Source organism: Polaromonas sp. P1_A2, from assembly GCF_056406895.1.
Map to the genome: position 1 here is coordinate 736,838 of NZ_JBFTZI010000001.1, position 21,276 is coordinate 758,113.

Here is a 21,276-nt window from a genome sequence, read left to right on the forward strand (position 1 = left end):
CCCGATAAACCGAATCCCCATGACCATCGCCATGAAATACAGGGCCAAGCGCTCTCTTACCCACTGGGTTGCCGGCTTTATTGGCCTGTGCCTGCAGGCAACGGCCGGCGCGGCCATCCCCATCCAGCAGTGGACGCAGCCCGGCGGCGCGCAGGTGTACCTGGTCGAAAGCCCGGCCATCGCCATGCTCGACGTGCAGGTCGATTTTGACGCCGGCACCCGGCGCGACCCGGCCGCCCAGGCGGGCCTGGCGAGCATGACCATGACCATGCTGGACAAAGGCCTGGAAGCCAAAAACGGCGAACCCGCCATGGACGAGAATGCGCTCAGCGAGGCCTGGGCCGACCTGGGCGCGCAGTTCGGCGTCAGCGCCACGGGGGAGCGCCTGGGTTTTTCGCTGCGCTCCCTGACCGATCCCGAACTGCTCGACAAGGCCGTGGCGCTCGCGGCTCGCCAGATCGCGCAGCCGTCCTTTCCCGGCGCCATCTGGCAGCGTGAACGCGAGCGCATGGTGGCATCGCTCAAAGAGTCCTACACCCGGCCCGGCAGCATCATTGCCCGCGCCTACGCGAAGGCGGTGTACGGCACGCATCCCTACGGCTATGAGGTGACCGAAGCCACGCTGGCGCGCATCAGCATCGCCGACATGCGCGCTTTCTACAGCGCCGGCGTGGTGGCCTGCCGCGCGCGCATCAGCATGGTGGGCGCGGTGACGCGCGCGCAGGCCGATGCGATCGCGGCGCGCCTGCTGTCGCGCCTGCCGCAGGTGCCGTGCGCCAGCCTGCCACCCATGCCGCAGGTGCCCGAGGTGGCGCCGCTGGCCCAGGCCGAGGAAAAACGCATTCCCTTTGATTCGGCGCAGGCCCACGTGCTGATGGGCCAGCCCGGCTTCAAGCGCGACGACCCCGATTATTTCGCGCTGACCGTGGGCAACTACATCCTGGGCGGCGGTGGTTTTGCCTCGCGCCTGACGCGGGAAGTGCGTGAAAAGCGGGGGCTGACTTACGGCGTCTACAGCTATTTCTCGCCCGGCCTGCATGCCGGCAGCTTCACCGTGGGCCTGCAGACGCGGCCCGACCAGGCCGGCCAGGCGGTGGCGCTGGTGCGTGAGGTGGTCAAGGACTTTGTCGCCAAGGGCCCCACCGAGGCTGAACTGAAGGACGCCAAGGACAACCTGGTAGGCGGCTTTGCGCTGCGCATCGACAGCAACCGCAAGCTGCTGGACAACATCGCCAGCATTGCCTGGAACGGCCTGCCGCTCGATTATCTGGACACCTGGACGCAGCAAGTGGACAAGGTGACGGTGGCCGACATCAAGGCGGCCTTCGCGCGCAAGCTGCAGCCCGAGAAAATGGTGACCTTGATCCTGGGCGCCGCGCCATGAAATACACCGCATCCACCCCCGCCAAAACCGCCGGGGCAAAACCCAAAGGCGGCAAGGTGGTGGGCCGCAAGACCGTGCCCCCCGGCGAAATCCGCATCATCGGCGGCTTGTACAAACGCAGCAAGCTGCCGGTGCCCAGCAAGCCTGGCCTGCGTCCCACGCCCGATCGTGTGCGCGAAACGCTGTTCAACTGGCTGGGCCAGGACCTGACGGGCTGGCGCTGCATGGACGTGTTCGCCGGCACCGGCGCGCTGGGCTTTGAGGCCGCCTCGCGCGGCGCGGCCGACGTGCTGCTGTGCGAGCAGGACCCGGCTCTGGCGCTGCAGCTCAAGGCGGTGCAGGCCAGGCTCAAGGCCGATATGTGCCGCATCGAGCGCGGCGATGGGCTCAGCGCGCTCAAGCGGGTCGCCCCGGGCAGTCTGCAGCTGGTGCTGCTGGACCCTCCCTTTGAATCCACGCTTTTCGAATCCGCGCTGCAGGCCGCCGCGCGGGCCATAGGCCCGACCGGACTGGTGTACCTGGAGGCGCCCAAGCCCTGGAGCGACGAGGAACTGCAGTCCCTGGGCCTGCAGGTGCACCGCAGCGGCAAGGCTGGCGCCGTGCATTTCCATTTGCTGGCGGGATTGGGCGCCCTGGCGGCCTGAGAAGGCCTCAGCCTTGCCTGCCTCGTGGTTACAAGGGCCTAGAGGCAGGTTTCGGCGGCGGGGCGGGCATAATTCCAGCCATGGCCACCCCCCGCATTGCTGTCTATTCCGGCACGTTTGACCCCTTCACACTGGGCCATGATGACGTGGTGCGCCGCGCCGCGGGGCTGTTTGACCAGGTCGTCATCGCCGTGGCCGTGGCCCACCACAAAAAAACCCTGTTCACGCTGGAGCAGCGCGTGGCCCAGGTGAAGGCCGCGACCGAAGGCATTGCTGGCGTGAGCGTGCTGCCCTTTGACGGCCTGATCATGGATTTTTGCGCCGCGCAAAAGGCCTCGGCCGTGGTGCGCGGCATACGCAACATCACCGACTTTGACTACGAAGCGCAAATGGCGGCCATGAACCGCAAGCTGCGGCCGGAAGTGGAAACCGTGTTTTTGCTGCCCGATGCGTCCCTGCAATGCATCAGCAGCACGCTGGTGCGCGAGATCAGCAAGCTGGGCGGCGACGTCGCGCAGATGGTGAGCCCGGCGGTGGCGGCGGCCCTGGCGGCGGCGCACCGATCGGCAAAAGGGGGCTGACATGGCCTTGATGATCACCGACGAGTGCATCAACTGCGACGTCTGCGAGCCCGAATGCCCCAACCAGGCGATCTACCTGGGCAAGGAAATCTACGAGATCGACCCGCACAAATGCACCGAATGCGTGGGCCATTTCGACGAGCCGCAGTGCGTGCAGGTCTGCCCCGTGGCCTGCATTCCCATCAACCCGCAACACATCGAAACGCGGGAAACCCTGTGGGAAAAATACCAGCGCCTGCAGGCCGTCATTCCCATCATCACGGCTCGCTAGGCCGGTAAGGGCAGGGGATTGACCCTCAGTCTTCGGCGGCGGGCTCGACGGGTTTGCGTGGCGGCTTGGGCCGCGGCGGCGTGCTGGTGTGGATCATCATCGTGGCCTTTTCCATCTCGCCCTTGAGCAGCTCCGGCACGGCCTTGAGGCTGCGCGCGATGCAGTCCTCAATGGCGATGCGGTGTTCGGCCGAGGGCTTTTTCAGCACCCAGTTGACCACTTCGGCCTTGACGCCCGGGTGGCCCACGCCTATGCGCAGGCGCCAGTAGTCGGGCGTGCCCAGCTGCGCATGGATGTCGCGCAGGCCGTTGTGGCCGGCGTGGCTGCCGCCGAACTTGAGCTTGACCTGGCCGGGCACGATGTCCATCTCGTCGTGCGCCACCAGCACCTCTTCGGGCGCGACCTTGAAGAAACGGGCCAGCGCCGCCACCGATTTTCCCGACACATTCATAAAGGTCAGCGGCTTGAGCAGCCAGACGTTCTGGCCGTTCACCGTGATGCGGGCCACCTGGCCGTGGTAGCTTTTGTCCAGGCTGAGCGGCGCCTTGAGCTCGCGCGAGAGGGCGTCTATCCACCAGAAGCCGGCGTTGTGGCGCGTGGCCTCGTATTCAGGGCCGGGGTTGCCCAGGCCGACAAATAATTTGATCATTCGGAAATTTCCATAAATCCAATTCTAGGGCGCATGGCCGCGTTGCACGGTGCTCGGAATCCTCATGCACTGGAGTGCATCCCGGTGTCCTGTGCGCCGTGCGCCTTGCCCTGCATCCCTAGAATTGAATTTCTGGAAGTTTCCGTTCGGGGTAAGACTGGCAAAGAAAAACGGCCCTTGTCCCGCGAGAGGACAAGGGCCGTGGGCCTTTTCAGGCCTGCGCGCGAAGTGGATTACTTCTTGGCGGCAGGCTTGGCGGCGTCAGCCTTGGCGCCGGCTTTGGCTTCCTTGGCTGCAGCGGCCTTGGCGGCTTTCGGGTCCACCGGTGCGGCGGCGGCAGCGGCTGCTGCGGCATCGGCCTCGGCTTCTTCGGACACTGCGGACACCGACACCAGAACCGGGTTGTCCTGGCCCTTGGCGACAAACTTCACGCCCTTTGGCAGCGTGATGTCCTTGATGTGCAGCGGCGAACCCTTCTTCAGGCCCTTCAGGTCGACGGCGATGAATTCGGGGATGTCGGCCGGGAAGCAAGACACGGTCAATTCGGTGATCACGTGGTTGACCAGGCAGTTCTCAGTCTTGACGGCTGGAGACTCTTCTTCACCGCTGTAGTGCACGGGCACTTTGACGGTCATCTTGGTCTTGGCTTCCACGCGCTGGAAGTCGATGTGCAGGATCTGCTGCTTGTAGGGGTGCATTTGCAGGTCGCGCAGCAGAACTTTGTGTTCTTTGCCGGCCAGTTCCATCTCGAGGATGGAAGCATGGAATGCTTCTTTCTTGATGGCGTGGAACAGCGCGTTGTGATCGATTTCGATCAGCGTGGGTTCACCGGTGCCACCATAGACGATACCGGGCGTGCGGCCCGTGATGCGGAGACGGCGGCTCGCACCCGTGCCCTGCTTTGCGCGCTCAAAAGCGACGAATTTCATAATCAACTCCAATAAAGAACGGACCGCGACCAGTCTCGTTCTGCTTTAAAAAGCTGCCTCGAGCCGATGAACCGGTGAAGTCCCTGGACTTCGGGGTTCGCGGGTAAGGCAGCCGCTTTTTGTTTCAGATCAGAACAGGTTGTCCTGGTCCGAAAACAAACTCATGACCGACTCTCCCTTGGCGATGCGCTGTATGGTCTCAGCGATCAACGGCGCCACGGAGAGCTGGCGAATCTTCTTGCAGCCTTCGGCGTTCGGGCTCAGCGGAATGGTGTTGGTGATCACCACTTCATCGAGCGCGTCGCCCTTGGCGATGCGGTCTATGGCCGGGCCCGAAAAAATCGGGTGCGTGCAATAGGCGTAAACCTTCTTGGCGCCGCGCTCCTTGAGCACCTCGGCCGCCTTGACCAGCGTGCCGGCCGTGTCGATCATGTCGTCCATGATCACGCAGTTGCGGCCTTCGATGTCGCCGATCACGTGCATCACTTCCGACACGTTCGCCTTGGGGCGGCGTTTGTCGATGATGGCCATGTCGCAGCCCAGCTGCTTGGCCAGCGCCCGGGCGCGCACCACGCCGCCCACGTCGGGCGAGACGACCATCAGGTCGGCGTAGTTTTTCTGCCGCAAATCGCCCAGCAGCACCGGCGACGCATAAATGTTGTCGACCGGAATGTCGAAGAAGCCCTGTATCTGGTCGGCATGCAGGTCCATCGTCAGGACACGCGACACGCCCACGGCCTGCAGCATGTTGGCCACCACCTTGGCCGTGATGGGCACACGCGCCGAACGCGGGCGGCGGTCTTGCCGCGCATAGCCGAAATACGGGATCACCGCGGCGATGCGCTCGGCCGAAGCCCGCTTCAGCGCGTCGACCATGATCAGCAATTCCATCAGGTTGTCGTTGGTCGGCGCGCAGGTCGACTGCACCACGAACACATCGCGGGCCCGCACGTTTTGCTGGATCTCGACGGTGACTTCACCATCCGAAAAACGCCCCACGTGGGCCGCGCCCAGCGAAATACCCAGGTTCTGGGCAATCTCGGAGGCCATGCTCGGATTGGCATTGCCGGTAAAAACCATGAAATCGGGGTGGTGCGTTTGCATGTGGGGCCCAGCTGCTACAAGGACTTGAACGTGGCTGAAATTTCTGATCGAAGCAAAATACGCACGGGGACAACACGTTGCAAGAGGGGCTTGGCAGTGAGCGCCGCTTGCCTGGCGTGTTTCCAAAAACACACAGACCCGCCGATACACATCATGCGGGTCTGTCAGGAGTCACGCGGTCCCGCTCCGGGCGGGTCCGCAACACCGGGGCTGTGGCCCACAGTCTTAAATTTGGCAGGGGTGGAAGGATTCGAACCTGCGAATGCCGGAATCAAAATCCGGTGCCTTAACCAGCTTGGCGACACCCCTACACAGGACAGTTGTTGTTGCCAACAACAGACCTATAACTTATTCATTTATGGTCGCTTGGAAACACATTTCGAGAGCGGTTATTTTACCAACCGGCCAGGGGATGCGCTTCCAAATTACCGCATTTGCGGACTTTCCAGCCCTCGGGCAATCCTGAGGTATCCGGCAAATCTGCTTCGTGCGGCAGTTGCGCAAATACAGCACTTCCGGAGCCGGTCATGCGCCCTTGAAGATGTCTGCTTTTGAGCCAATCGAGCGATTGGCCTATCTGCGGGCACATCTCCTGCGCTACCGGCTGCAAGTCGTTGCGGCCGAATCCGAAATCAAAGGATTTCAACTGGCCTTCAGCATTTGCAGCAAAGCCTTGGATTGTAGCAGTTTCTGTGTCGCGTTTGAGCCCCGGGGCGCTGAAAATACCTTGGGTGGGCAGTCCGGCGGCCGGCTTGACCACCAGGAAATGGGCTGGCGGCAGGGCCAGCGGGGTGATTTTTTCGCCTATGCCCTCCACCCAGGCATGGCCGCCCGAGAGGAAAAAAGGCACGTCGGCGCCCAGCGACAGGGCCAGGGCTTGCAGTTCCTGGGGCGGCAGGCGCACGCCCCACAGCCGCTGCAGCGCCAGCAGGCAGCTGGCCGCATCCGAGGAGCCACCGCCCATGCCGGCCTGCGAGGGAATTCGCTTTTGCAGGCCGATATGCACGCCCAGCGAGGTGCCGCAGGCGGCTTGCAGCGCCCTGGCGGCGCGCACCGCCAGGTCGTCCGCGGGCAGGGCCTCTGCCGCCTGGCCGTCGGTTTCCAGATCCTCGCGGCTGATCCGGCCGTCGGTGCGCAGTTCAAGGTGCAGGGTGTCGCACCAGTCGATCAGCATGAAAACAGACTGCAGCAGGTGGTAGCCGTCGGGCCTGCGGCCGGTGATGTGCAAAAAAAGGTTGAGCTTGGCGGGCGCCGGCACGTCATAGAGGGCCTTGAGCGGTGGCATGGAAACGCTTGAAGTCATAAAAACACAAAAGCCGGTGCAAGGGCGCGGTGGCTACTGGTCGAGCACGACACGCAGGTCGGCCTGCGGCATTGGCTGGGATCTTTTGGCCGAAATGCGGCCGTCCTGGTAGCGAGAGAGGTCGGCCGACCAGCCGCTGGCGGCGGCATTGTCACCCCGCAGCCAGGCAAACAGCGCGCCCAGCGGCACGGCCGCGCCCGTGGCCTGGGCCATCAGCTCGTCAACGGAGGCAAAGCGCTGGACCTTGCCATTGCCCGAATCCAGCAGCGCCTCGCCGGGCGCCCAGCGCAGCACGCCCAGCACATTGCCCAGGGGGCTGACCAGCGAAAGCTCACCGTGTTCGGCCCCGCCCCTGAGCTCGAAGCTGGCTGAAAAAGACTGTGCCGGCTCGCTTTGTACCTGCAGGCTGATGCGGCCGGTCCAGAATTCGTTCCTGAGCCCGTCCTGGGCCGTGGCCCGGGGCGTTTGCGCGCAGCCGGCCAGAAAAAGTGCCGTGAAAAAGCCCGCAAAAACAAGGAACAGCCGGAGCCGGCGCGTAGGGAGGGTGGACGGCAAGGTCGGGGTTCCGGATTACAGCTTCACGCGCAGGCGCTTGAGCGTCTCTAGCAGTGTTTCGTTCTCGGGGTTGAGCAGCCGGCCTTCCTTCCAGATGGAGATGGCGCGGTCGCGCTGGCCCATGGCCCATAGCACTTCGCCGAAATGCGCCGCGATCTCGGCGTCGGGTTTGGCCTTGTAGGCCGCCTCGAAGATCTTCACGGCTTCGGCGTTGTTGCCCATGCGAAATTCCACCCAGCCCAGGCTGTCGCCGATAAACGGGTCGGAGGGGGCGAATTCCAGCGCCTTGCGGATCAAGTCGCGCGCCTCGGGCAGCCGCACGCTGCGATCGGCGAGCGAATAGCCCAGGGCGTTGTAGGCGTGGTGGTAGTCCGGCTTGAGCTGGATGACCTTGCGCAGCAGGCTTTCCATTTCGTCGAGCTTGCCCAGCTTTTCGGCCATCATGGCCTGGTCGTAGAGCAGCTCGGTTTCGTCTGGCGTCTTGGCCAGGGCCTGCGCCAGCACCTCGTGGGCCAGCTGGTACTGCTTGAATTCGCGCAACAGGGACACTTCGGCGTTGAGCTTGACCCTGGCCTCGGCCGCATTGCGCTCGGGCAGCTTGCGAATCAGTTGGCGGCCTTCTTCGAGCTTGCCCTGGCTGGCCAGGATGGACGCGCGCCGGGTCTGCGCCAGCGCCAGGTCGGAGGGATTGTCGATCTTGGCGAGCCAGCTTTCCGCCGCAGCGTAGTCCTTGCGTTTTTCCGCCAGTTGCGAGAGTGACAAATAGGCCTGCGCCAGGCCGCGGTTGCGTTCGCCCTCGGAGGTCTGCTGCTGAGCCAGGCCGACGTAGCGCTCGAGCGAGCTTTGCGCCTGCGCCAGCTGGTTGTCCTGCAGTTGCAGGGAACCGAGCACCAGCCAGCCCTCGGGCATGTCGGGTTTGTCGCGCGTCACGATTTGCAACTGGGCGGAGGCCTCGGCATAACGCTGGGCATCCAGCAGGGCGCGGGCATAACCCATCCTGATTTCAGGCAGGGCCTTGGGGTTGCCTTCGAAATAGCCGCGCACCACGCCTTCGGCTTCGGGCATCTTGGGGTCCATCAACTCGAGCGCCACCAGGGCCGGGCCTTCGGCACGCGGCGCGGCGGCCTGGCCTCGCCTGGCAGCGGCCAGCGCGCCGTTGGTGTCCCCCGCGGCCAGGCGCATGCGGCCCACCGCCGTCCAGGCAGCGCCGGCGGTGGCGGGTGTGCCCAGGTAGTCGGCAAGCGCTTCTTCCACCACGGTGCTGGCCAGTTTTTTGTCCGCCACGCGGGCATAGACGCGCGGCACCGCGCTCAGGACGGCGGGCCGTTCCACATCCGGGGCCAGCTTGATTTCGGTTTGCAGCGGCTCCACCGTGTCGGCGATCCGGTTGAGCGCCACCAGGATCTGCAGGACGTAGCGGTTGGCCTCGCGCGAGGTCGGCTGGTCCTGCTTCCAGGCGCGGGCCGATTGCAGGGCCGCGTCGCCCGAGCGCGACTGCAGGGCGATGTCGGTGGCGCGCTGGTAAAGCTGCGCGTCGCCGGTTTTGCGGGCAGCGTCCAGCATGAGGGCGAAACCCGCGGCGGGCTCGCCGTCCTGCAGGGTCATTTCGCCGACCAGCAACTGGTAGAACAACGCGCTGTCCAGAAGGGAAGACGGTGCGGCCTCCTGCACTGCCTTGGCCTCGCCCAGCGTGGCGGGGGCCGCGGACACAGGGTCGTCGGTCTGCGCCAGCGCCAAGGGGACGACAAACCACAGGCCGCTGAGGGCAAGGCCGGCAAGGCCAGTTTTTTTCTTCATCGAACCATGATAATTGATGCTCCCTCGCGGCGCTCCCGCTTTACCCGGCTGTCATGAAAGCTTTTGTGCCGGCCCCGCGTTGCTGTCAATTACCTTGCGCCTGCGGACCGGCGCCCCCAGCTGCAAAACCTATGCCTGAACTGCCGGAAGTCGAAGTCACCCGCCTGAGCTTTGCGGACCGCATTGCGGGCGCGTGCATAGAGCGCGTCGAAATGGGTAAACCCCTGCGCTGGCCGCTTGGCTGCCAGCCGCGCCAGCTTGTGGGCCGGCAGGTGCTGGCGGTTCGCCGGCGCGGCAAATACCTGCTGGTGGACCTGAGCGACGGCCTGCTGCTGATTCACCTGGGCATGTCCGGCAGTGTGAGTTTTGGCACCGGCTTTCCCGCGCCGGGCAAGCACGACCACTTCGAGATGGTCACCAGCCTGGGAACCCTGAGGCTTAACGATCCGCGCCGTTTTGGTGCAGTGGTCTATGCCAGCGATGAAAATTCCCCGGCCGCCCAAAAGCTGCTGGGCCGCCTGGGCGTGGAGCCGCTCAGCGAGGCTTTCGACGCGGCCGGCTTTCACCAGGCGCTCAAACTGCGGCAGACGCCCATCAAACAGCTGCTGCTGGGCGGGGAGGCGGTGGTGGGCGTCGGCAATATTTACGCTTCGGAGGCCTTGTTCCTGGCGGGCATACGCCCCACCACGCGGGCCAGCCGCATCAGCAAGCCGCGCGCGGCGTTGCTCCACGCGGCCATACGCCAGGTGCTGGCGCAGGCTGTTACAAAGGGCGGCAGTACCTTGCGGGACTTCTCGAATGCCTGGGGCGAATCGGGCTATTTCCAGCTGGAGGCCATGGTTTACGACCGGGCCGGCCAGCCTTGCCGGGTCTGCGCAGCGCCCATTAAAAGCATGCGCCAGGGCCAGCGTTCCACTTTTTATTGCGCGACCTGCCAGAAACCTTGAACCTGGGTCCGTAGTCGCGCCAATAGGCCTTTCGGGGCTGCGATGCTATATTGACCGACCACACTTAACGGAAGACCGATGTCTTTTAACGAACAATTTGACCAGCATGGCCAGTGGCGGCGCGAATTTGCGCTTCGCCTGAAGCTGCTTGCTGAGTGGATGAAAGACCATGACCTGCTCGACGCTGCCGTCGAGGAGCGCCTGCAGCGGCTGGAGTCGCAGGTGCGTTCCGACAAGGTGATGGTGGCTTTTGTGGCGGAATTCTCGCGCGGCAAGTCCGAACTGATCAATGCGATCTTTTTCGCCGGCTACGGCCGCCGCATCATGCCGGCAAGCGCCGGCCGCACCACCATGTGCCCGACCGAACTCGGTTACGACGCGGACGTGCCGCCCTGCCTGCGCCTGCTGCCCATAGAGACGCGGCTGCAAAAACAGGCGCTGATGGAATGGCGCTCGGCGCCCGAGAAGTGGACCCGGCTGGACCTGGACGTCAACGACCCCGCGCAATTGGCCCAGGCACTGGAAAAAGTCGCCGAAGTGCGGCACGTCACCAAGGACGAGGCGCGCGCGCTCGGCTTCTGGCACGACAACAGCCCTGACGACAACCCTCTGGCCGGCTCCGACGGCCTGATCGAAGTGCCCAAGTGGCGCCACGCGCTCATCAATATCGCGCATCCGCTGCTCAAGCAGGGCCTGGTGATCCTCGACACCCCCGGCCTGAACGCCATAGGCGCCGAACCCGAACTGACCGTGAGCCTGATTCCCCAGGCGCATGCCGTGGTGTTCATCCTGGCAGCAGACACCGGTGTCACCAAATCCGACCTGTCGATCTGGCGCGAGCACCTGATCACCGAGGGCGAAGGCAGCGACGCCCGCCTGGTGGTGCTCAACAAGATAGACACGCTCTGGGATGCGCTGAGCACGCCTGAGCAGGTCAAGGCGCAGATCGACCGGCAACGCGCGACCTCGGCCGAAATCCTCGGCCTGCCCGAGTCCCAGGTCATTCCCGTCTCGGCCCAGAAGGGCCTGGTGGCCAAGGTGACCCGCGACAAGGCCTTGCTGGAGGCCAGCCACCTGCCGGCGCTTGAAGCGGCGCTGGGCCAGGGCGTGATGGGGCAGCGCCAGAAAATCCTGCGCTCGGCGGTGGCCGCCGGCATCGGCGAGCTCAGGACGGAGGCCGGCCGTGCCATGCACATACGCCGGCGCGACCTGGCCGAGCAGATGATCGAGCTGCGCGGCCTGCGCGGCAAAAACGTGTCGGTGATCAAGCACATGCGCAGCCGCATCGAGCAGGAGCAGGCCGAGTTCGACACCAGCGGCTCCAAGATTCACGCGGTGCGCTCGGTGCACCTCAAGATGCTGCGCGACCTGTTCAACCTGCTCAGCACGCCTACCCTCAAGGCTGAACTGGCCGAGCTCACGAACGCGCTGAAACAGCCGGGCATCAAGCTGGGCGTCAAAAAAGCCTATGGGCAGACCTTCTCGCGCCTGCGCGAGGGCCTGCAGAAGTCCCAGGTTCTGAGCGGCGAAATCCAGTCCATGCTGACCGCGTCCTTTCGCCAGCTCAATTCCGAATTCAGCTTTTCGCTGCAGGCGCCCAAGGAGCCGGAGCTGATCCGCTACGAACACGACCTCGAGCAGATAGAGCGCAGCCATCTGCAGTATCTCGGGCTCGGCAATGTGATCAAGCTGTCGCAAGCGGACTTTTCCGAGCGCCTGGTGCGCGCGCTGGCCACGCGCCTGCGCGTGGTTTATGAAACCGCGCTGGGCGAGGTCGAGCTCTGGAACAAATCGGCGGCGTCACAGCTGGACGCCCAGCTGCGCGAGCGGCGCCGCAATTTCGGGCGCAGGCTGGAGGCGATTGAGCGCATCCAGCAGGCCGCATCGGGCCTGGACGAGCGCATCGCCGAGATCGACGAGCAGGAAGGCGTGCTCAATGAGCTGGACACCAAGCTCACCGAGCTGACCGCGCACCTGATGGGCGGCCCCTCGGCGCAGGACAAGGCGCAGGGCGCCGCCGCGGCCGCCAGGAATGCGGCCCTGCCCGAGGCAGCCTGAGCCTTGCCTGCTGGTTTTTCCGCGGAAATCGTCCGCTGGCAAAGCACTCACGGGCGCAACAGCCTGCCCTGGCAGAACACGCGCGATCCCTATCGCGTATGGCTGTCCGAAATCATGCTGCAGCAGACCCAGGTCGCGACCGTGCTCGATTACTACGCGCGATTCCTGCAGCGCTTCCCCACGGTCGCCCAATTGGCCGCCGCGAGCGAAGATGAAGTACTGGGCCTGTGGAGCGGGCTGGGCTATTACAGCCGCGCGCGCAACCTGCACCGCTGCGCAAAAGACGTGGTGGCCCTGCACGGCGGGCAATTTCCGGGCACGGCGGAGCAGCTCCAGACCCTGCCCGGCATAGGCCGTTCGACAGCGGCCGCGATTGCCTCCTTCTGTTTCGGCGAGCGTGTCGCCATCCTGGACGGCAACGTCAAGCGGGTGCTCACGCGGGTGCTGGGTTTTTCCGCCGACCTGGCCCAAAGCGCCAATGAAAAAGCGCTGTGGAACCTGGCGACGGAGCTGCTGCCCAAGCGAAACCTTTCCGAAGCCATGCCGCGCTACACCCAGGGGCTGATGGATCTGGGCGCGTCGATCTGCGCCGGGCGCCAGCCGCAGTGCCTGCTGTGCCCCGTCCAGAAGCTGTGCCGCGGTTTTGCCGAGGGTGAGCCCGGAAAATACCCCGTCAAGACCCGCAAGCTCAAGCGCAGCGCCCAGGGTCTGAGCCTGCTGTGGGCGCAGCGGCCCGACGGTTCCGTCTGGCTTGAAAGGCGCCCGGGTCGGGGTGTCTGGGGCGGGTTGTATTGCCTGCCGGTGTTCGACAGCGATGACGAACTCAAGGCGGTGCTGCCGGCTTCGCTGCAATCCCGGCTCGACCCGCTACCGCAGTTTGTCCATGTGCTGACCCACAAGGATTTGTATTTGTCGCCGTGGGTGGCGGGCTTTGGCGCCGGCCAGGCCCTGCCCAAGGCCATGGTGTCGGAGGAGCGGCCGGGCGCCTGGTTCAGCCCCGATGCCTGGCCCGGCCTGGGCCTGCCCGCGCCCATACGCAAGCTGCTCGCGCAGGACGCCTGACGCCCCTAGCCGGCGTCCAGTTCGCGGTGCCGCTTCAGCGTGCGCCAGTGCGGGCTGAAGGTCACCGCCAGTTCTTCAACCAGGTAGACCGAGCGGTGCTGGCCGCCGGTGCAGCCTATGGCAACCGTCACATAGCTGCGGTGGTCGCGTACCAGCGCATTCAGCCAGTGCTTGAGGAATTGCTCGATGTGGCTGAACATTTCACCGACTTCGGCATGCCCCCTGAGGTAGTCCGCCACCGGCTGGTCCCGTCCCGTCAGCTCGCGCAGGCCTGACTCATAGTGCGGGTTGGGCAGCATGCGCACGTCGAACACATAGTCGGCGTCCAGCGGCACGCCGCGCTTGAACGCGAAGGATTCAAACACCAGCGTCAGCTGCGTGATGGGTGCGGAGATCAGCGATTTCACGTAACCCTGCAGCTGCGACGACCGGATCATGCTGGTGTCCAGCACATGGGCCTGCTCGCGCATTTCACCGAGCAGCTCGCGCTCCAGTTCGATGGCGTCCACCAGCGCGCGGTGCTGGTCGGAGGCGTCTATGCGCGACAGCGGATGCAGCCGGCGCGTCTCCGAAAATCGGCGCACCAGGGTTTCGGTGTTGGCGTCCAGGAACAGCGACTGCACCACCACGCCGGATTCGCGCAGCTGGCGCAGCTGCTGGGGCACCAGCGGCAGCGAGGTGGCGCTGCGCACGTCCATGGCAATCGCCACCTTTTGCGCGCCGTGCTGCTGCTCCAGCGCGACGAAGGGCGTGAGCAGTTCCGGGGGCAGGTTGTCGACGCAGTAATAACCGGCGTCCTCCAGCGCATGCAGGGCCACGGATTTACCCGAGCCCGACATGCCGGTGATGAGGACCATTTCCAGCGCCGCCATCACTGCCCCAGCATTTCCTTGGCATGGGCCAGCGTGGTGCCGGAGAGGCGCTCGCCGCCCAGCATGCGGGCGATTTCGGCCACGCGCTGTTCGCCGTTGACATGGTCCACGGCGCTCAGGGTGACGCCGTTTTCGGCGCGCTTGGCCACCACCAGGTGCTGGTCGGCGCAGGCCGCCACCTGGGGCAAATGGGTGACGGCCATGACCTGGCGGTCCTTGCCCAGCTGCTTCATCAGGCGGCCCACGGTTTCGGCGACGGCGCCGCCCACGCCCGAATCCACCTCGTCAAAAATCAGGGTTTCGGCCTGCCCGAGCTGGCTGGTGGTGACGGCAATGGCCAGCGCGATGCGCGACAGCTCGCCGCCCGAGGCCACCTTGCCGACCGGGCGCGGCGTGCTGCCGGCGTGGCCGGCCACCAGGAACTCGGCCTGTTCGAGGCCGTGCTGGGCGGGTTGCTCCAGTTTGGCCAGCGCCACGTCGAATTTGCCGCCCTGCATGCCCAGCCCCTGCATGGCCTGGGTGATGGCCTTGGCGAGTTTGGGCGCGGCCTTGCCGCGGGCCTTGGACACCTGGCCGGCTTCCTCGAGGTAGGCGGCCTTGGCCTGGGCCTCGTTCTTTTCCAGCTGGGCCAGGTCGGCCGCGGCATTGAGTTTTTGCAGCTCGGCCTGCCAGGAGGCCAGCAATTCCGGCAGCTCGGCCGGCGTGCGTTTGTAGCGGCGCGCCAGGCTGACCCACAGCGACAGCCGCTCGTCCAGTTCGGCCAGGCGCTGCGGCTCGAGTTCGGCATGGCGGGCATAGCCGTTGAGCGAGTGCACGGTGTCTTCCATCTGCGCCAGCGCGCCGTTCAGGACCTCGATCATGGCCTTGAATTCGGGCTCTATGTGTTCCTGGTTATGCAGTGCGGTGATCGCGCGGCCCAGCAGCGCGTTGGCGTTGTCGTCGGACTCCTGCAGGGCGTCGACGGCGGTCTGCACCGCATCGCGCAGGGCCTGGGCATTCGACAGGCGCCCGTGCTGGGCATTGAGTTCATCCCACTCCTCGGCGCCGGGCGCGAGCTTGTCCACTTCGCCGATCTGCCAGGCCAGGCGCTCGCGTTCACGCTGCAGGCTGTCCTGGGCGTCGCGCGCTTCCACCAAGATCTTTTGCGCCAGGCGCCACTGCTGCCAGCGGCGCGAGAGTTCGTCCGTGGAAACGTCCGCATAAGAGTCCAGCAGGCCGCGCACCGCGTCGGGGCGCGTCAGGCTTTGCCAGGCATGCTGGCCGTGGATGTCGACCAGCTGGTCGGCGATCTCCTTGAGCTGGGTGGCGGTGGCCGCGCTGCCGTTGATCCAGGCGCGGCTTTTGCCCTGCGCGTCTACCGTGCGGCGCAGCAGCAGGGTGTCGCCGCCGTCGAAGCCGGCCTGTTCCAGCCAGGGGGCCAGGCTGTGGGGGCTGTCGAATTCGGCGCTGATCTCGCAGCGCGTCGCGCCTTCGCGCACCACGCCGGCATCGGCGCGCGCGCCCAGCGCCAGTTGCAGCGCGTCGATCAGGATGGATTTGCCGGCGCCGGTTTCACCGGTGAGCACCGTGAATCCGCCGGACAGGTCCAGTTCGAGTTCGTGGACGATGACAAAATCGCGAAGCGAGATGCTTTTGAGGCTCATAAGGTGGATACGGGCCGGTCAGGCCCCGCCTTCATTCCAGTGGAGTTTTTTGCGCAAGGTGTCAAAGTAGCTCCAGCCCTTGGGATGGAGAAAACGCATCTGGTGCTCCGAACGCCTGACGGTGATGCGGTCGCCGTGCAGCAGGCTGGCCAGCGACTGCATGTCGAAATTGGCGCTGGCGTCCCGGCCGGCGACGATTTCAATCGTGATCTCGCCCGAGTCTGACAGCACGATGGGCCGGTTCGACAGGGTGTGCGGCGCAATCGGCGCCAACACCCAGCCGGCAATCGAGGGGTGCAGCAGCGGGCCGCCGGCCGACAGCGCATAGGCCGTGGAGCCGGTGGGCGAGGCGATGATCAGGCCGTCGGCGCGCTGGTTGGCCACGAAGCGGCCGTCCACCTCCACGCGAAGCTCCACCATGCCGGCGGTCGCCCCGCGGTTGACCACCACGTCGTTCATGGCGGTGGCGCTGAAGACGCAGCGGCCGTCGCGCACCACCTTGGCCTGCATCATCCAGCGGCGGTCTTCCTCGTACTCGCCGCGCAGCATGGGGATCAGCGTGGCCTGGTAGCCCTCAAAGGCGATGTCCGTGATGAAGCCGAGCCGGCCCTGGTTGATGCCCACCAGCGGGATGCCGAACTGCGCCAGCAGCCGGCCTATGCCCAGCATGGTGCCGTCGCCGCCGACCACCAGGGCCAGGTCGCACTGGGCGCCTATGCCGGCCGCGTCCAGCGTCGGGAATTGCGTGAGGCCGGTGTTGCTGGCGGTGTCCTGCTCTATCGCCACCTCGCAGCCCTGGGTGCCCAGGAAATGCGCGATATCCTCCAGCGCCGACCGGGAACCTTGCGCGTGGTACTTGCCGATCAGGGCGACATGGCGGAATTGCGACTTCATCGGCAAATTACATCACAACATCCGGCCCAGGCTTCGTAGAATGTCGGCATGCTTGATGATCGTGCGCGGTTGCTTCTCAAGGCGCTGGTGGAGCGCTACATTGCCGACGGGCAACCGGTGGGTTCGCGCACGCTGTCCAAGGCCTCGGGTCTGGAGCTGTCTCCCGCCACCATCCGCAATGTCATGAGCGACCTTGAGGAGCTCGGCCTGATCGTCAGCCCGCACACCTCGGCCGGCCGTATTCCCACGGCGCGCGGCTACCGCCTCTTCGTCGACACCATGCTGACCACGCAGCGCGACCCGTTCCCCGCCGCCGGCCAGATAGGTGCGCCCCGGCTCGCGCCCGACCAGCCGCAGAAGGTGCTCAGCAACGCGGCGCACATGCTGTCCAGCCTGTCGCAGTTCGTCGGCGTGGTCATGGCGCCGCGCCGGACCTCGGTGTTTCGCCATATCGAGTTTTTGCGCCTGTCGGAAAAACGCTTCCTGGTGATCATCGTGTCGCCCGACGGCGACGTGCAGAACCGGGTCATCTTCACCGAAGCCGACTACACCCAGTCGCAGCTCGTGGAGGCGGCCAATTTCCTCAATTCGCACTACGCCGGCATGGCCATCGAGGAAGTGCGCGAGCGCCTGAAAAACGAAGTCGAGGCGCTGCGCGGCGAGATCGCCACCCTGATGCAGGCCGCGGTCAAGGTCAGTTCCGAGGCCATCGAATCGCGCGACGAGGTCGTGATCTCCGGCGAACGCAACCTGCTGGCCGTCAGCGATTTCTCCGGCGACATGGGCAACCTGCGCAAGCTGTTCGACCTCTTCGAGCAAAAAGCGCAGCTGATGCGCCTGCTCGACGTGTCCAGCCGCGCCGAAGGCGTTCGCATCTACATAGGCGGCGAAAGCCAGGTCGTTCCCTACCAGGAGCTGTCGGTGGTGACAGCGCCCTATGAGGTCGACGGCCAGGTCGTGGGCACGCTGGGCGTCATAGGCCCCATGCGCATGCCCTACGAAAAAATGATCCAGATTGTCGATATCACCTCCAAACTGGTCAGCACCGCCCTCAGCCACAGCAAGTAGGCCCGGGAACCGGCCCCGGACGCCCTTACAATCTCCCTCTTGTGTGGGGCGTTAGCTCAGTTGGTTAGAGCAGAGGACTCATAATCCTTTGGTCGAGTGTTCAAGTCACTCACGCCCTACCATTTAAATAAGCTATAATTTGAGGCTTAGCGGCTGTAGCTCAGTTGGATAGAGTACTTGGCTACGAACCAAGGGGTCGTGGGTTCAATTCCTGCCAGCCGCACCACTTTCATTAGTGATTTCAATAGCTTAGAGGCTCACCCCTCTAGGCTATTTTTCTTTCTGCCTGGGGTTTAGTGGTTTTCCTGGGGCCGGGCGGCGCCGTATGGGCTGTACGGCCGGCGGGTGCTCCGCTATTCTGGATGCTCATTCCGGAGGAGAGACATGGAAGCACTGAAGGTCGAGGACCACGGCGAGTGGCTCAGTTTTGGGATTTCGCATGCGGGCCAGGCGATTCCCGTGAAAATTTCACGCGAGGTGATGCAGGAATTTTTCGGCGCCGCGCCGGGAGACTCCCTGAAAAAAGCCTATGAGCTGGATGCCGAGATGATCCATGCCCGGGCCGCCGACCTCGTCGTGGCGGGCACGAGCTACACGCCTGACAATCCCCTGGTCCTGAGGATGGAAGATTTTTAGGGGCATTCGCGGCTGGCGGCCATGAATGCTAAGGTGGCCGGAGCATGAACAAAGCCTTTACCAAAGAAACCGACGAGCCCGAGGACGACGAGCCCGCGCTCGCGCCCCTGCCCGGCGGGGGCAAAAACTACATCACGCCGCAGGGCTACGAGCGCCTGCGCGGCGAGTTGCTGGACCTGATAGACAACGAGCGACCCAAGATGGTCGAGATTGTTCACTGGGCCGCCAGCAACGGCGACCGCTCGGAGAACGGCGACTACCACTACGGCAAAAAGCGCCTGCGCGAAATCGACAGGCGCATCCGCTTCCTGACAAAAAGGCTGGAAATCGCGGAAGTCAGCAATCCCTCCATCCACCACGGCAGCGACCAGGCCTTCTTCGGTGCCACCGTGACCTATGCCGATGACGAGGGCGTCGAGCGCGTCGTGACCATACTCGGGATCGACGAGGCCAACAGCGCCCTGGGGCAGATCAGCTGGATATCGCCCGTAGCCAGGGCGCTGCTCAAGTCGCGCGTGGGCGATGAGGTCAGCCTGGTGACGCCACAAGGCGTGCAGACGCTGGAAGTGCTCAAGGTGGACTACCCGGCGCCCGATGGGCGCATGGCCGGCTAACTGCCCCTAAGAGCCGTTCTAACCGGTTGATTTGGCGCGCTGAACCCTCAGGACTGAGGGCGTGCGCTTGACGCTGCGCAAGGCCGAGGCCAGGTGGACGCGGTCGCGCACCGCCACGCCAAAGCGCAGGTCGGTCGCGTCGTGCGAAGGTTCCTGCTCCATGTCGACGTGGGTGATGTCGGCTTCGGCGCTGGCCAGCGCGGCCGCCACCCTGGCCAGCACGCCCTTGCCGTTGGACACCGTCACCAGCAGGTTGGTCTCAAAAGTGCGCACCGGTTCGTCCGACCAGTCGACCGCGATGAAGCGCTCACTGTCGCGGTGCTGCAGGCGCTTGGCGACGGCGCAGTCGTCGGTGTGTATCACCAGGCCCTCGCCGCGGCCCAGGTAGCCGACGATGCCGTCGCCCGGGATGGGCCGGCAGCAGGGCGCGAACTGCACCGAGGCGCCTTCGCTGCCGTCTATCACCAGGCCGCCTTGCGACACCGACTCGTGGGCGGTGTAGCGCTCGCGGCTCATCAAGAGCGCATTGGGTTTTTCGCCGGTCTCGGCCAGCAGGGTCACGATGCGCTTGGCGACCATGCTGGCGATCCGTTTGCCCAGGCCGATGTCGGTCAGCAGGTCGGCGCGCGAGCGGTTGCCGGTAAAACGCAGGATTTTTTCCCAGGTGGCGTGGTGGGCCTCGTCGTCCTCGGGCAGGCGCTCGCGCTCTATGCCCTCGGCGCGTAGCGCCTGGGCCAGCATTTTTTCGCCCAGGTCCTGCGACTCCGACAGCGCCATGGTCTTGAGGTGGTGGCGAATCTTGGAACGCGCCTTGCCCGTGCGCACAAAGCCCAGCCAGCCCGGATTCGGGCTGGAAACCGAGGCCGTGATGATCTCGATCACGTCGCCGTTGTGCAGCTCGGAGCGCAGCGGCACCTGCTCGCCGTTGACCTTGGCGGCCACGGCGCGGTGGCCCACGTCGCTGTGGATGGCGTAGGCGAAGTCGACGATGGTGGCGCCGCGCGGCATGGCCATGATCTGGCTTTTCGGCGTGAACACATACACCGCCTCGGGGAACAGGTCGATCTTGACGTGGTCCCAGAACTCGGCGGCATCGCGCGTTTCCTGCTGGATATCGAGCAGCGACTGCAGCCACTGCGTGCCCAGGCGCTGCGAGGCATCGCTGTCCGGGTCGGTGGCCTTGTAGAGCCAGTGAGCCGCCACGCCGGACTCGGCCACTACATGCATGGCCTCGGTGCGCATCTGGAACTCGATGTTGGTGCCGAAAGGGCCGACCAGCGTTGTGTGCAGCGACTGGTAGCCGTTGATCTTGGGAATCGCGATGTAGTCCTTGAACTTGCCGGGCAGCGGCTTGTAGAGCTGGTGCAGCACGCCCATGGCCGTGTAGCAGGCGGTCAGGTCCTTCACGATCACGCGAAAGCCGTAGAGGTCGGTGACCTGGGCGAAGGACAGGTGTTTTTCGTCCATCTTGCGGTAGATGGAGTACAGCGTCTTTTCGCGCCCCGAGATGACCACCGGCACCTGTGCATTGGAAAAGGCCGATTCGACCTCGCCCTGCACCCGCTTGATCACGTCGCGGCGGCGGCCGCGCGCCTTTTGCAGGGCCTTGGTCAGGGTGGCGTAGCGCCAGGGGTGCAGGTGCTGGAAGGAGAGGTCCTGCAGTTCGCGGTAGGTCGTGTTCAGGCCCAAGCGGTGGGCGATGGGTGCGTAGATGTCCAGGGTTTCACGCGAGATGCGCGTCCACTTGGCGCGCGGCACGTCGCCCAGCGTGCGCATGTTGTGGGTGCGGTCGGCCAGCTTGATCAGGATGACCCGGACGTCGCGCGCCATGGCCAGCAGCATCTTGCGAAAGGACTCGGCCTGGTTTTCCTCGCGGGTGTTGAATTCCAGCTTTTCGAGCTTGGTCAGCCCGTCCACCAGCTCGGCCACCGGGGCGCCGAAGCGGTCTATCAACTCGGGTTTGGTGACGCCGCAGTCTTCAATCGCATCGTGCAGCAGGGCCGCCATCAGGGCCTGCGCATCGAGCTTCCATTCGGCGCACTGCTGCGCCACGGCGATCGGATGGGTGATGTAGGGCTCGCCGCTGTTGCGCAACTGGCCCAGGTGGGCCTCGTCGGCAAAACGGTAGGCGCGGCGGACATTGTCGATGTCGGCGGCGCTCATATAGTCCAGCCTGGCCGTGAGCGCGGCAAAACTCGCGGCCGCGGCATTGGCGGCGGCCGGGGTCGATTTGCTGGCAACAACAGGCGAAAGCATGGCGCTCAT

At 65.0% G+C, this 21,276-nt stretch carries 20 protein-coding genes and 3 tRNA genes; 12 read left to right on the forward strand and 11 right to left on the reverse strand.

From position 1 onward, the window contains the following. Positions 1-19 precede the first annotated feature (19 nt). The 4 genes from AC1D09_RS03445 to AC1D09_RS03460 all read left to right on the forward strand — a co-directional run bounded on the left by AC1D09_RS03445 (position 20) and on the right by AC1D09_RS03460 (position 2,880). On the forward strand, positions 20-1,384 hold the full coding sequence (locus AC1D09_RS03445) for a M16 family metallopeptidase (RefSeq protein ID WP_477662337.1): 1,365 nt from the start codon (positions 20-22) through the stop codon (positions 1,382-1,384). After that, entirely contained in the window at positions 1,381-2,028 is a 648-nt protein-coding gene (gene rsmD / locus AC1D09_RS03450; RefSeq protein WP_477662336.1) for a 16S rRNA (guanine(966)-N(2))-methyltransferase RsmD, read from the forward strand. The genes AC1D09_RS03445 and rsmD overlap by 4 nt, the downstream gene beginning before the upstream one ends. Positions 2,029-2,108: 80 nt before the next feature. Beyond that, the gene (coaD, locus tag AC1D09_RS03455; RefSeq protein WP_477662335.1) at positions 2,109-2,609 is read left to right on the forward strand and encodes a pantetheine-phosphate adenylyltransferase; all 501 of its coding nucleotides are present in this window, start codon (positions 2,109-2,111) and stop codon (positions 2,607-2,609) included. 1 nt (position 2,610) lies between these two features. Then, positions 2,611-2,880, forward strand: coding sequence for a YfhL family 4Fe-4S dicluster ferredoxin (locus tag AC1D09_RS03460; protein ID WP_074576597.1), 270 nt, complete (start codon positions 2,611-2,613; stop codon positions 2,878-2,880). A gap of 25 nt (positions 2,881-2,905) precedes the next feature. Here the strand turns inward: AC1D09_RS03460 and pth are convergent, their stop codons facing one another. From pth to AC1D09_RS03495, 7 genes are all read right to left on the reverse strand, one after another. Beyond that, a complete protein-coding gene (pth, locus tag AC1D09_RS03465) occupies positions 2,906-3,529 on the reverse strand; it encodes an aminoacyl-tRNA hydrolase (protein WP_477662333.1) in 624 nt (207 codons plus the stop codon). Between the two features lie 233 nt (positions 3,530-3,762). Continuing rightward, positions 3,763-4,458, reverse strand: a complete 696-nt coding sequence (locus AC1D09_RS03470; protein WP_092132828.1) for a 50S ribosomal protein L25/general stress protein Ctc — start codon at positions 4,456-4,458, stop codon at positions 3,763-3,765. Between the two features lie 129 nt (positions 4,459-4,587). Next, positions 4,588-5,562 carry a ribose-phosphate pyrophosphokinase gene (locus AC1D09_RS03475; RefSeq protein WP_007862847.1) on the reverse strand — a complete coding sequence of 325 codons (975 nt, stop codon included), beginning with the start codon at positions 5,560-5,562 and terminating at the stop codon, positions 4,588-4,590. Positions 5,563-5,794: 232 nt separating this feature from the next. Then, positions 5,795-5,871: transfer RNA gene (locus AC1D09_RS03480), tRNA-Gln, on the reverse strand. Between the two features lie 85 nt (positions 5,872-5,956). After that, the gene (locus AC1D09_RS03485) at positions 5,957-6,865 is read right to left on the reverse strand and encodes a 4-(cytidine 5'-diphospho)-2-C-methyl-D-erythritol kinase (protein WP_477662332.1); all 909 of its coding nucleotides are present in this window, start codon (positions 6,863-6,865) and stop codon (positions 5,957-5,959) included. 33 nt (positions 6,866-6,898) lie between these two features. Then, positions 6,899-7,420, reverse strand: coding sequence for a lipoprotein insertase outer membrane protein LolB (locus AC1D09_RS03490; RefSeq protein WP_477662331.1), 522 nt, complete (start codon positions 7,418-7,420; stop codon positions 6,899-6,901). A gap of 15 nt (positions 7,421-7,435) precedes the next feature. Next, complete coding sequence (locus AC1D09_RS03495) at positions 7,436-9,217, reverse strand: tetratricopeptide repeat protein (RefSeq protein ID WP_477662330.1); 1,782 nt, start codon at positions 9,215-9,217, stop codon at positions 7,436-7,438. Positions 9,218-9,348: 131 nt separating this feature from the next. Between AC1D09_RS03495 and mutM the strand changes: the two genes are divergently transcribed. The 3 genes from mutM (at position 9,349) to mutY (ending at position 13,284) form a co-directional block, all read left to right on the forward strand. Continuing rightward, on the forward strand, positions 9,349-10,164 hold the full coding sequence (gene mutM / locus AC1D09_RS03500) for a bifunctional DNA-formamidopyrimidine glycosylase/DNA-(apurinic or apyrimidinic site) lyase (RefSeq protein WP_477662329.1): 816 nt from the start codon (positions 9,349-9,351) through the stop codon (positions 10,162-10,164). Positions 10,165-10,242: 78 nt separating this feature from the next. Next, positions 10,243-12,222: a dynamin family protein gene (locus AC1D09_RS03505; RefSeq protein WP_477662328.1), complete on the forward strand. Its 1,980-nt coding sequence runs from the start codon at positions 10,243-10,245 to the stop codon at positions 12,220-12,222. Between the two features lie 3 nt (positions 12,223-12,225). After that, positions 12,226-13,284, forward strand: coding sequence for an A/G-specific adenine glycosylase (gene mutY / locus AC1D09_RS03510; RefSeq protein ID WP_477662327.1), 1,059 nt, complete (start codon positions 12,226-12,228; stop codon positions 13,282-13,284). Between the two features lie 5 nt (positions 13,285-13,289). Here the strand turns inward: mutY and rapZ are convergent, their stop codons facing one another. The 3 genes from rapZ to AC1D09_RS03525 are packed head-to-tail and all read right to left on the reverse strand — an operon-like array spanning position 13,290 to position 16,693. After that, a complete protein-coding gene (gene rapZ, locus AC1D09_RS03515) occupies positions 13,290-14,156 on the reverse strand; it encodes an RNase adapter RapZ (protein WP_477662326.1) in 867 nt (288 codons plus the stop codon). Then, a complete protein-coding gene (gene recN, locus AC1D09_RS03520) occupies positions 14,156-15,799 on the reverse strand; it encodes a DNA repair protein RecN (protein ID WP_477662325.1) in 1,644 nt (547 codons plus the stop codon). The genes rapZ and recN overlap by 1 nt, the downstream gene beginning before the upstream one ends. An 18-nt stretch (positions 15,800-15,817) precedes the next feature. Beyond that, positions 15,818-16,693 (reverse strand): NAD kinase, encoded by an 876-nt coding sequence (locus tag AC1D09_RS03525; protein WP_477662324.1) that lies wholly within the window; start codon positions 16,691-16,693, stop codon positions 15,818-15,820. Positions 16,694-16,741: 48 nt separating this feature from the next. On the opposite strand from AC1D09_RS03525, the gene hrcA reads away from it, so the two are divergent. From hrcA to greB, 5 genes are all read left to right on the forward strand, one after another. Beyond that, entirely contained in the window at positions 16,742-17,761 is a 1,020-nt protein-coding gene (hrcA, locus tag AC1D09_RS03530) for a heat-inducible transcriptional repressor HrcA (RefSeq protein ID WP_477662323.1), read from the forward strand. Positions 17,762-17,806: 45 nt separating this feature from the next. Then, positions 17,807-17,883 (forward strand) — tRNA-Ile (locus tag AC1D09_RS03535). Between the two features lie 27 nt (positions 17,884-17,910). Then, positions 17,911-17,987, forward strand: a tRNA-Arg gene (locus AC1D09_RS03540). A gap of 158 nt (positions 17,988-18,145) precedes the next feature. Then, the gene (locus AC1D09_RS03545; RefSeq protein ID WP_477662322.1) at positions 18,146-18,397 is read left to right on the forward strand and encodes a hypothetical protein; all 252 of its coding nucleotides are present in this window, start codon (positions 18,146-18,148) and stop codon (positions 18,395-18,397) included. Between the two features lie 44 nt (positions 18,398-18,441). Then, positions 18,442-19,011, forward strand: coding sequence for a transcription elongation factor GreB (gene greB, locus AC1D09_RS03550; protein WP_477662321.1), 570 nt, complete (start codon positions 18,442-18,444; stop codon positions 19,009-19,011). Positions 19,012-19,029: 18 nt separating this feature from the next. Here the strand turns inward: greB and AC1D09_RS03555 are convergent, their stop codons facing one another. Further along, positions 19,030-21,276, reverse strand: coding sequence for a RelA/SpoT family protein (locus AC1D09_RS03555; RefSeq protein WP_036840818.1), 2,247 nt, complete (start codon positions 21,274-21,276; stop codon positions 19,030-19,032).

What these genes read in the sequence shown, in the direction of transcription:
- AC1D09_RS03445 (WP_477662337.1), top strand. Translation starts at nt 20, where the DNA reads ATGACCATCGCCATGAAATACAGGGCCAAGCGCTCTCTTACCCACTGG.
- rsmD (WP_477662336.1), top strand. Translation starts at nt 1,381, where the DNA reads ATGAAATACACCGCATCCACCCCCGCCAAAACCGCCGGGGCAAAACCC.
- coaD (WP_477662335.1), top strand. Translation starts at nt 2,109, where the DNA reads ATGGCCACCCCCCGCATTGCTGTCTATTCCGGCACGTTTGACCCCTTC.
- AC1D09_RS03460 (WP_074576597.1), top strand. Translation starts at nt 2,611, where the DNA reads ATGGCCTTGATGATCACCGACGAGTGCATCAACTGCGACGTCTGCGAG.
- pth (WP_477662333.1), bottom strand. Translation starts at nt 3,529, where the DNA reads ATGATCAAATTATTTGTCGGCCTGGGCAACCCCGGCCCTGAATACGAG.
- AC1D09_RS03470 (WP_092132828.1), bottom strand. Translation starts at nt 4,458, where the DNA reads ATGAAATTCGTCGCTTTTGAGCGCGCAAAGCAGGGCACGGGTGCGAGC.
- AC1D09_RS03475 (WP_007862847.1), bottom strand. Translation starts at nt 5,562, where the DNA reads ATGCAAACGCACCACCCCGATTTCATGGTTTTTACCGGCAATGCCAAT.
- AC1D09_RS03485 (WP_477662332.1), bottom strand. Translation starts at nt 6,865, where the DNA reads ATGACTTCAAGCGTTTCCATGCCACCGCTCAAGGCCCTCTATGACGTG.
- AC1D09_RS03495 (WP_477662330.1), bottom strand. Translation starts at nt 9,217, where the DNA reads ATGAAGAAAAAAACTGGCCTTGCCGGCCTTGCCCTCAGCGGCCTGTGG.
- mutM (WP_477662329.1), top strand. Translation starts at nt 9,349, where the DNA reads ATGCCTGAACTGCCGGAAGTCGAAGTCACCCGCCTGAGCTTTGCGGAC.
- AC1D09_RS03505 (WP_477662328.1), top strand. Translation starts at nt 10,243, where the DNA reads ATGTCTTTTAACGAACAATTTGACCAGCATGGCCAGTGGCGGCGCGAA.
- rapZ (WP_477662326.1), bottom strand. Translation starts at nt 14,156, where the DNA reads ATGGCGGCGCTGGAAATGGTCCTCATCACCGGCATGTCGGGCTCGGGT.
- recN (WP_477662325.1), bottom strand. Translation starts at nt 15,799, where the DNA reads ATGAGCCTCAAAAGCATCTCGCTTCGCGATTTTGTCATCGTCCACGAA.
- AC1D09_RS03525 (WP_477662324.1), bottom strand. Translation starts at nt 16,693, where the DNA reads ATGAAGTCGCAATTCCGCCATGTCGCCCTGATCGGCAAGTACCACGCG.
- hrcA (WP_477662323.1), top strand. Translation starts at nt 16,742, where the DNA reads ATGCTTGATGATCGTGCGCGGTTGCTTCTCAAGGCGCTGGTGGAGCGC.
- AC1D09_RS03545 (WP_477662322.1), top strand. Translation starts at nt 18,146, where the DNA reads ATGGAAGCACTGAAGGTCGAGGACCACGGCGAGTGGCTCAGTTTTGGG.
- greB (WP_477662321.1), top strand. Translation starts at nt 18,442, where the DNA reads ATGAACAAAGCCTTTACCAAAGAAACCGACGAGCCCGAGGACGACGAG.
- AC1D09_RS03555 (WP_036840818.1), bottom strand. Translation starts at nt 21,276, where the DNA reads ATGAGCGCCATGCTTTCGCCTGTTGTTGCCAGCAAATCGACCCCGGCC.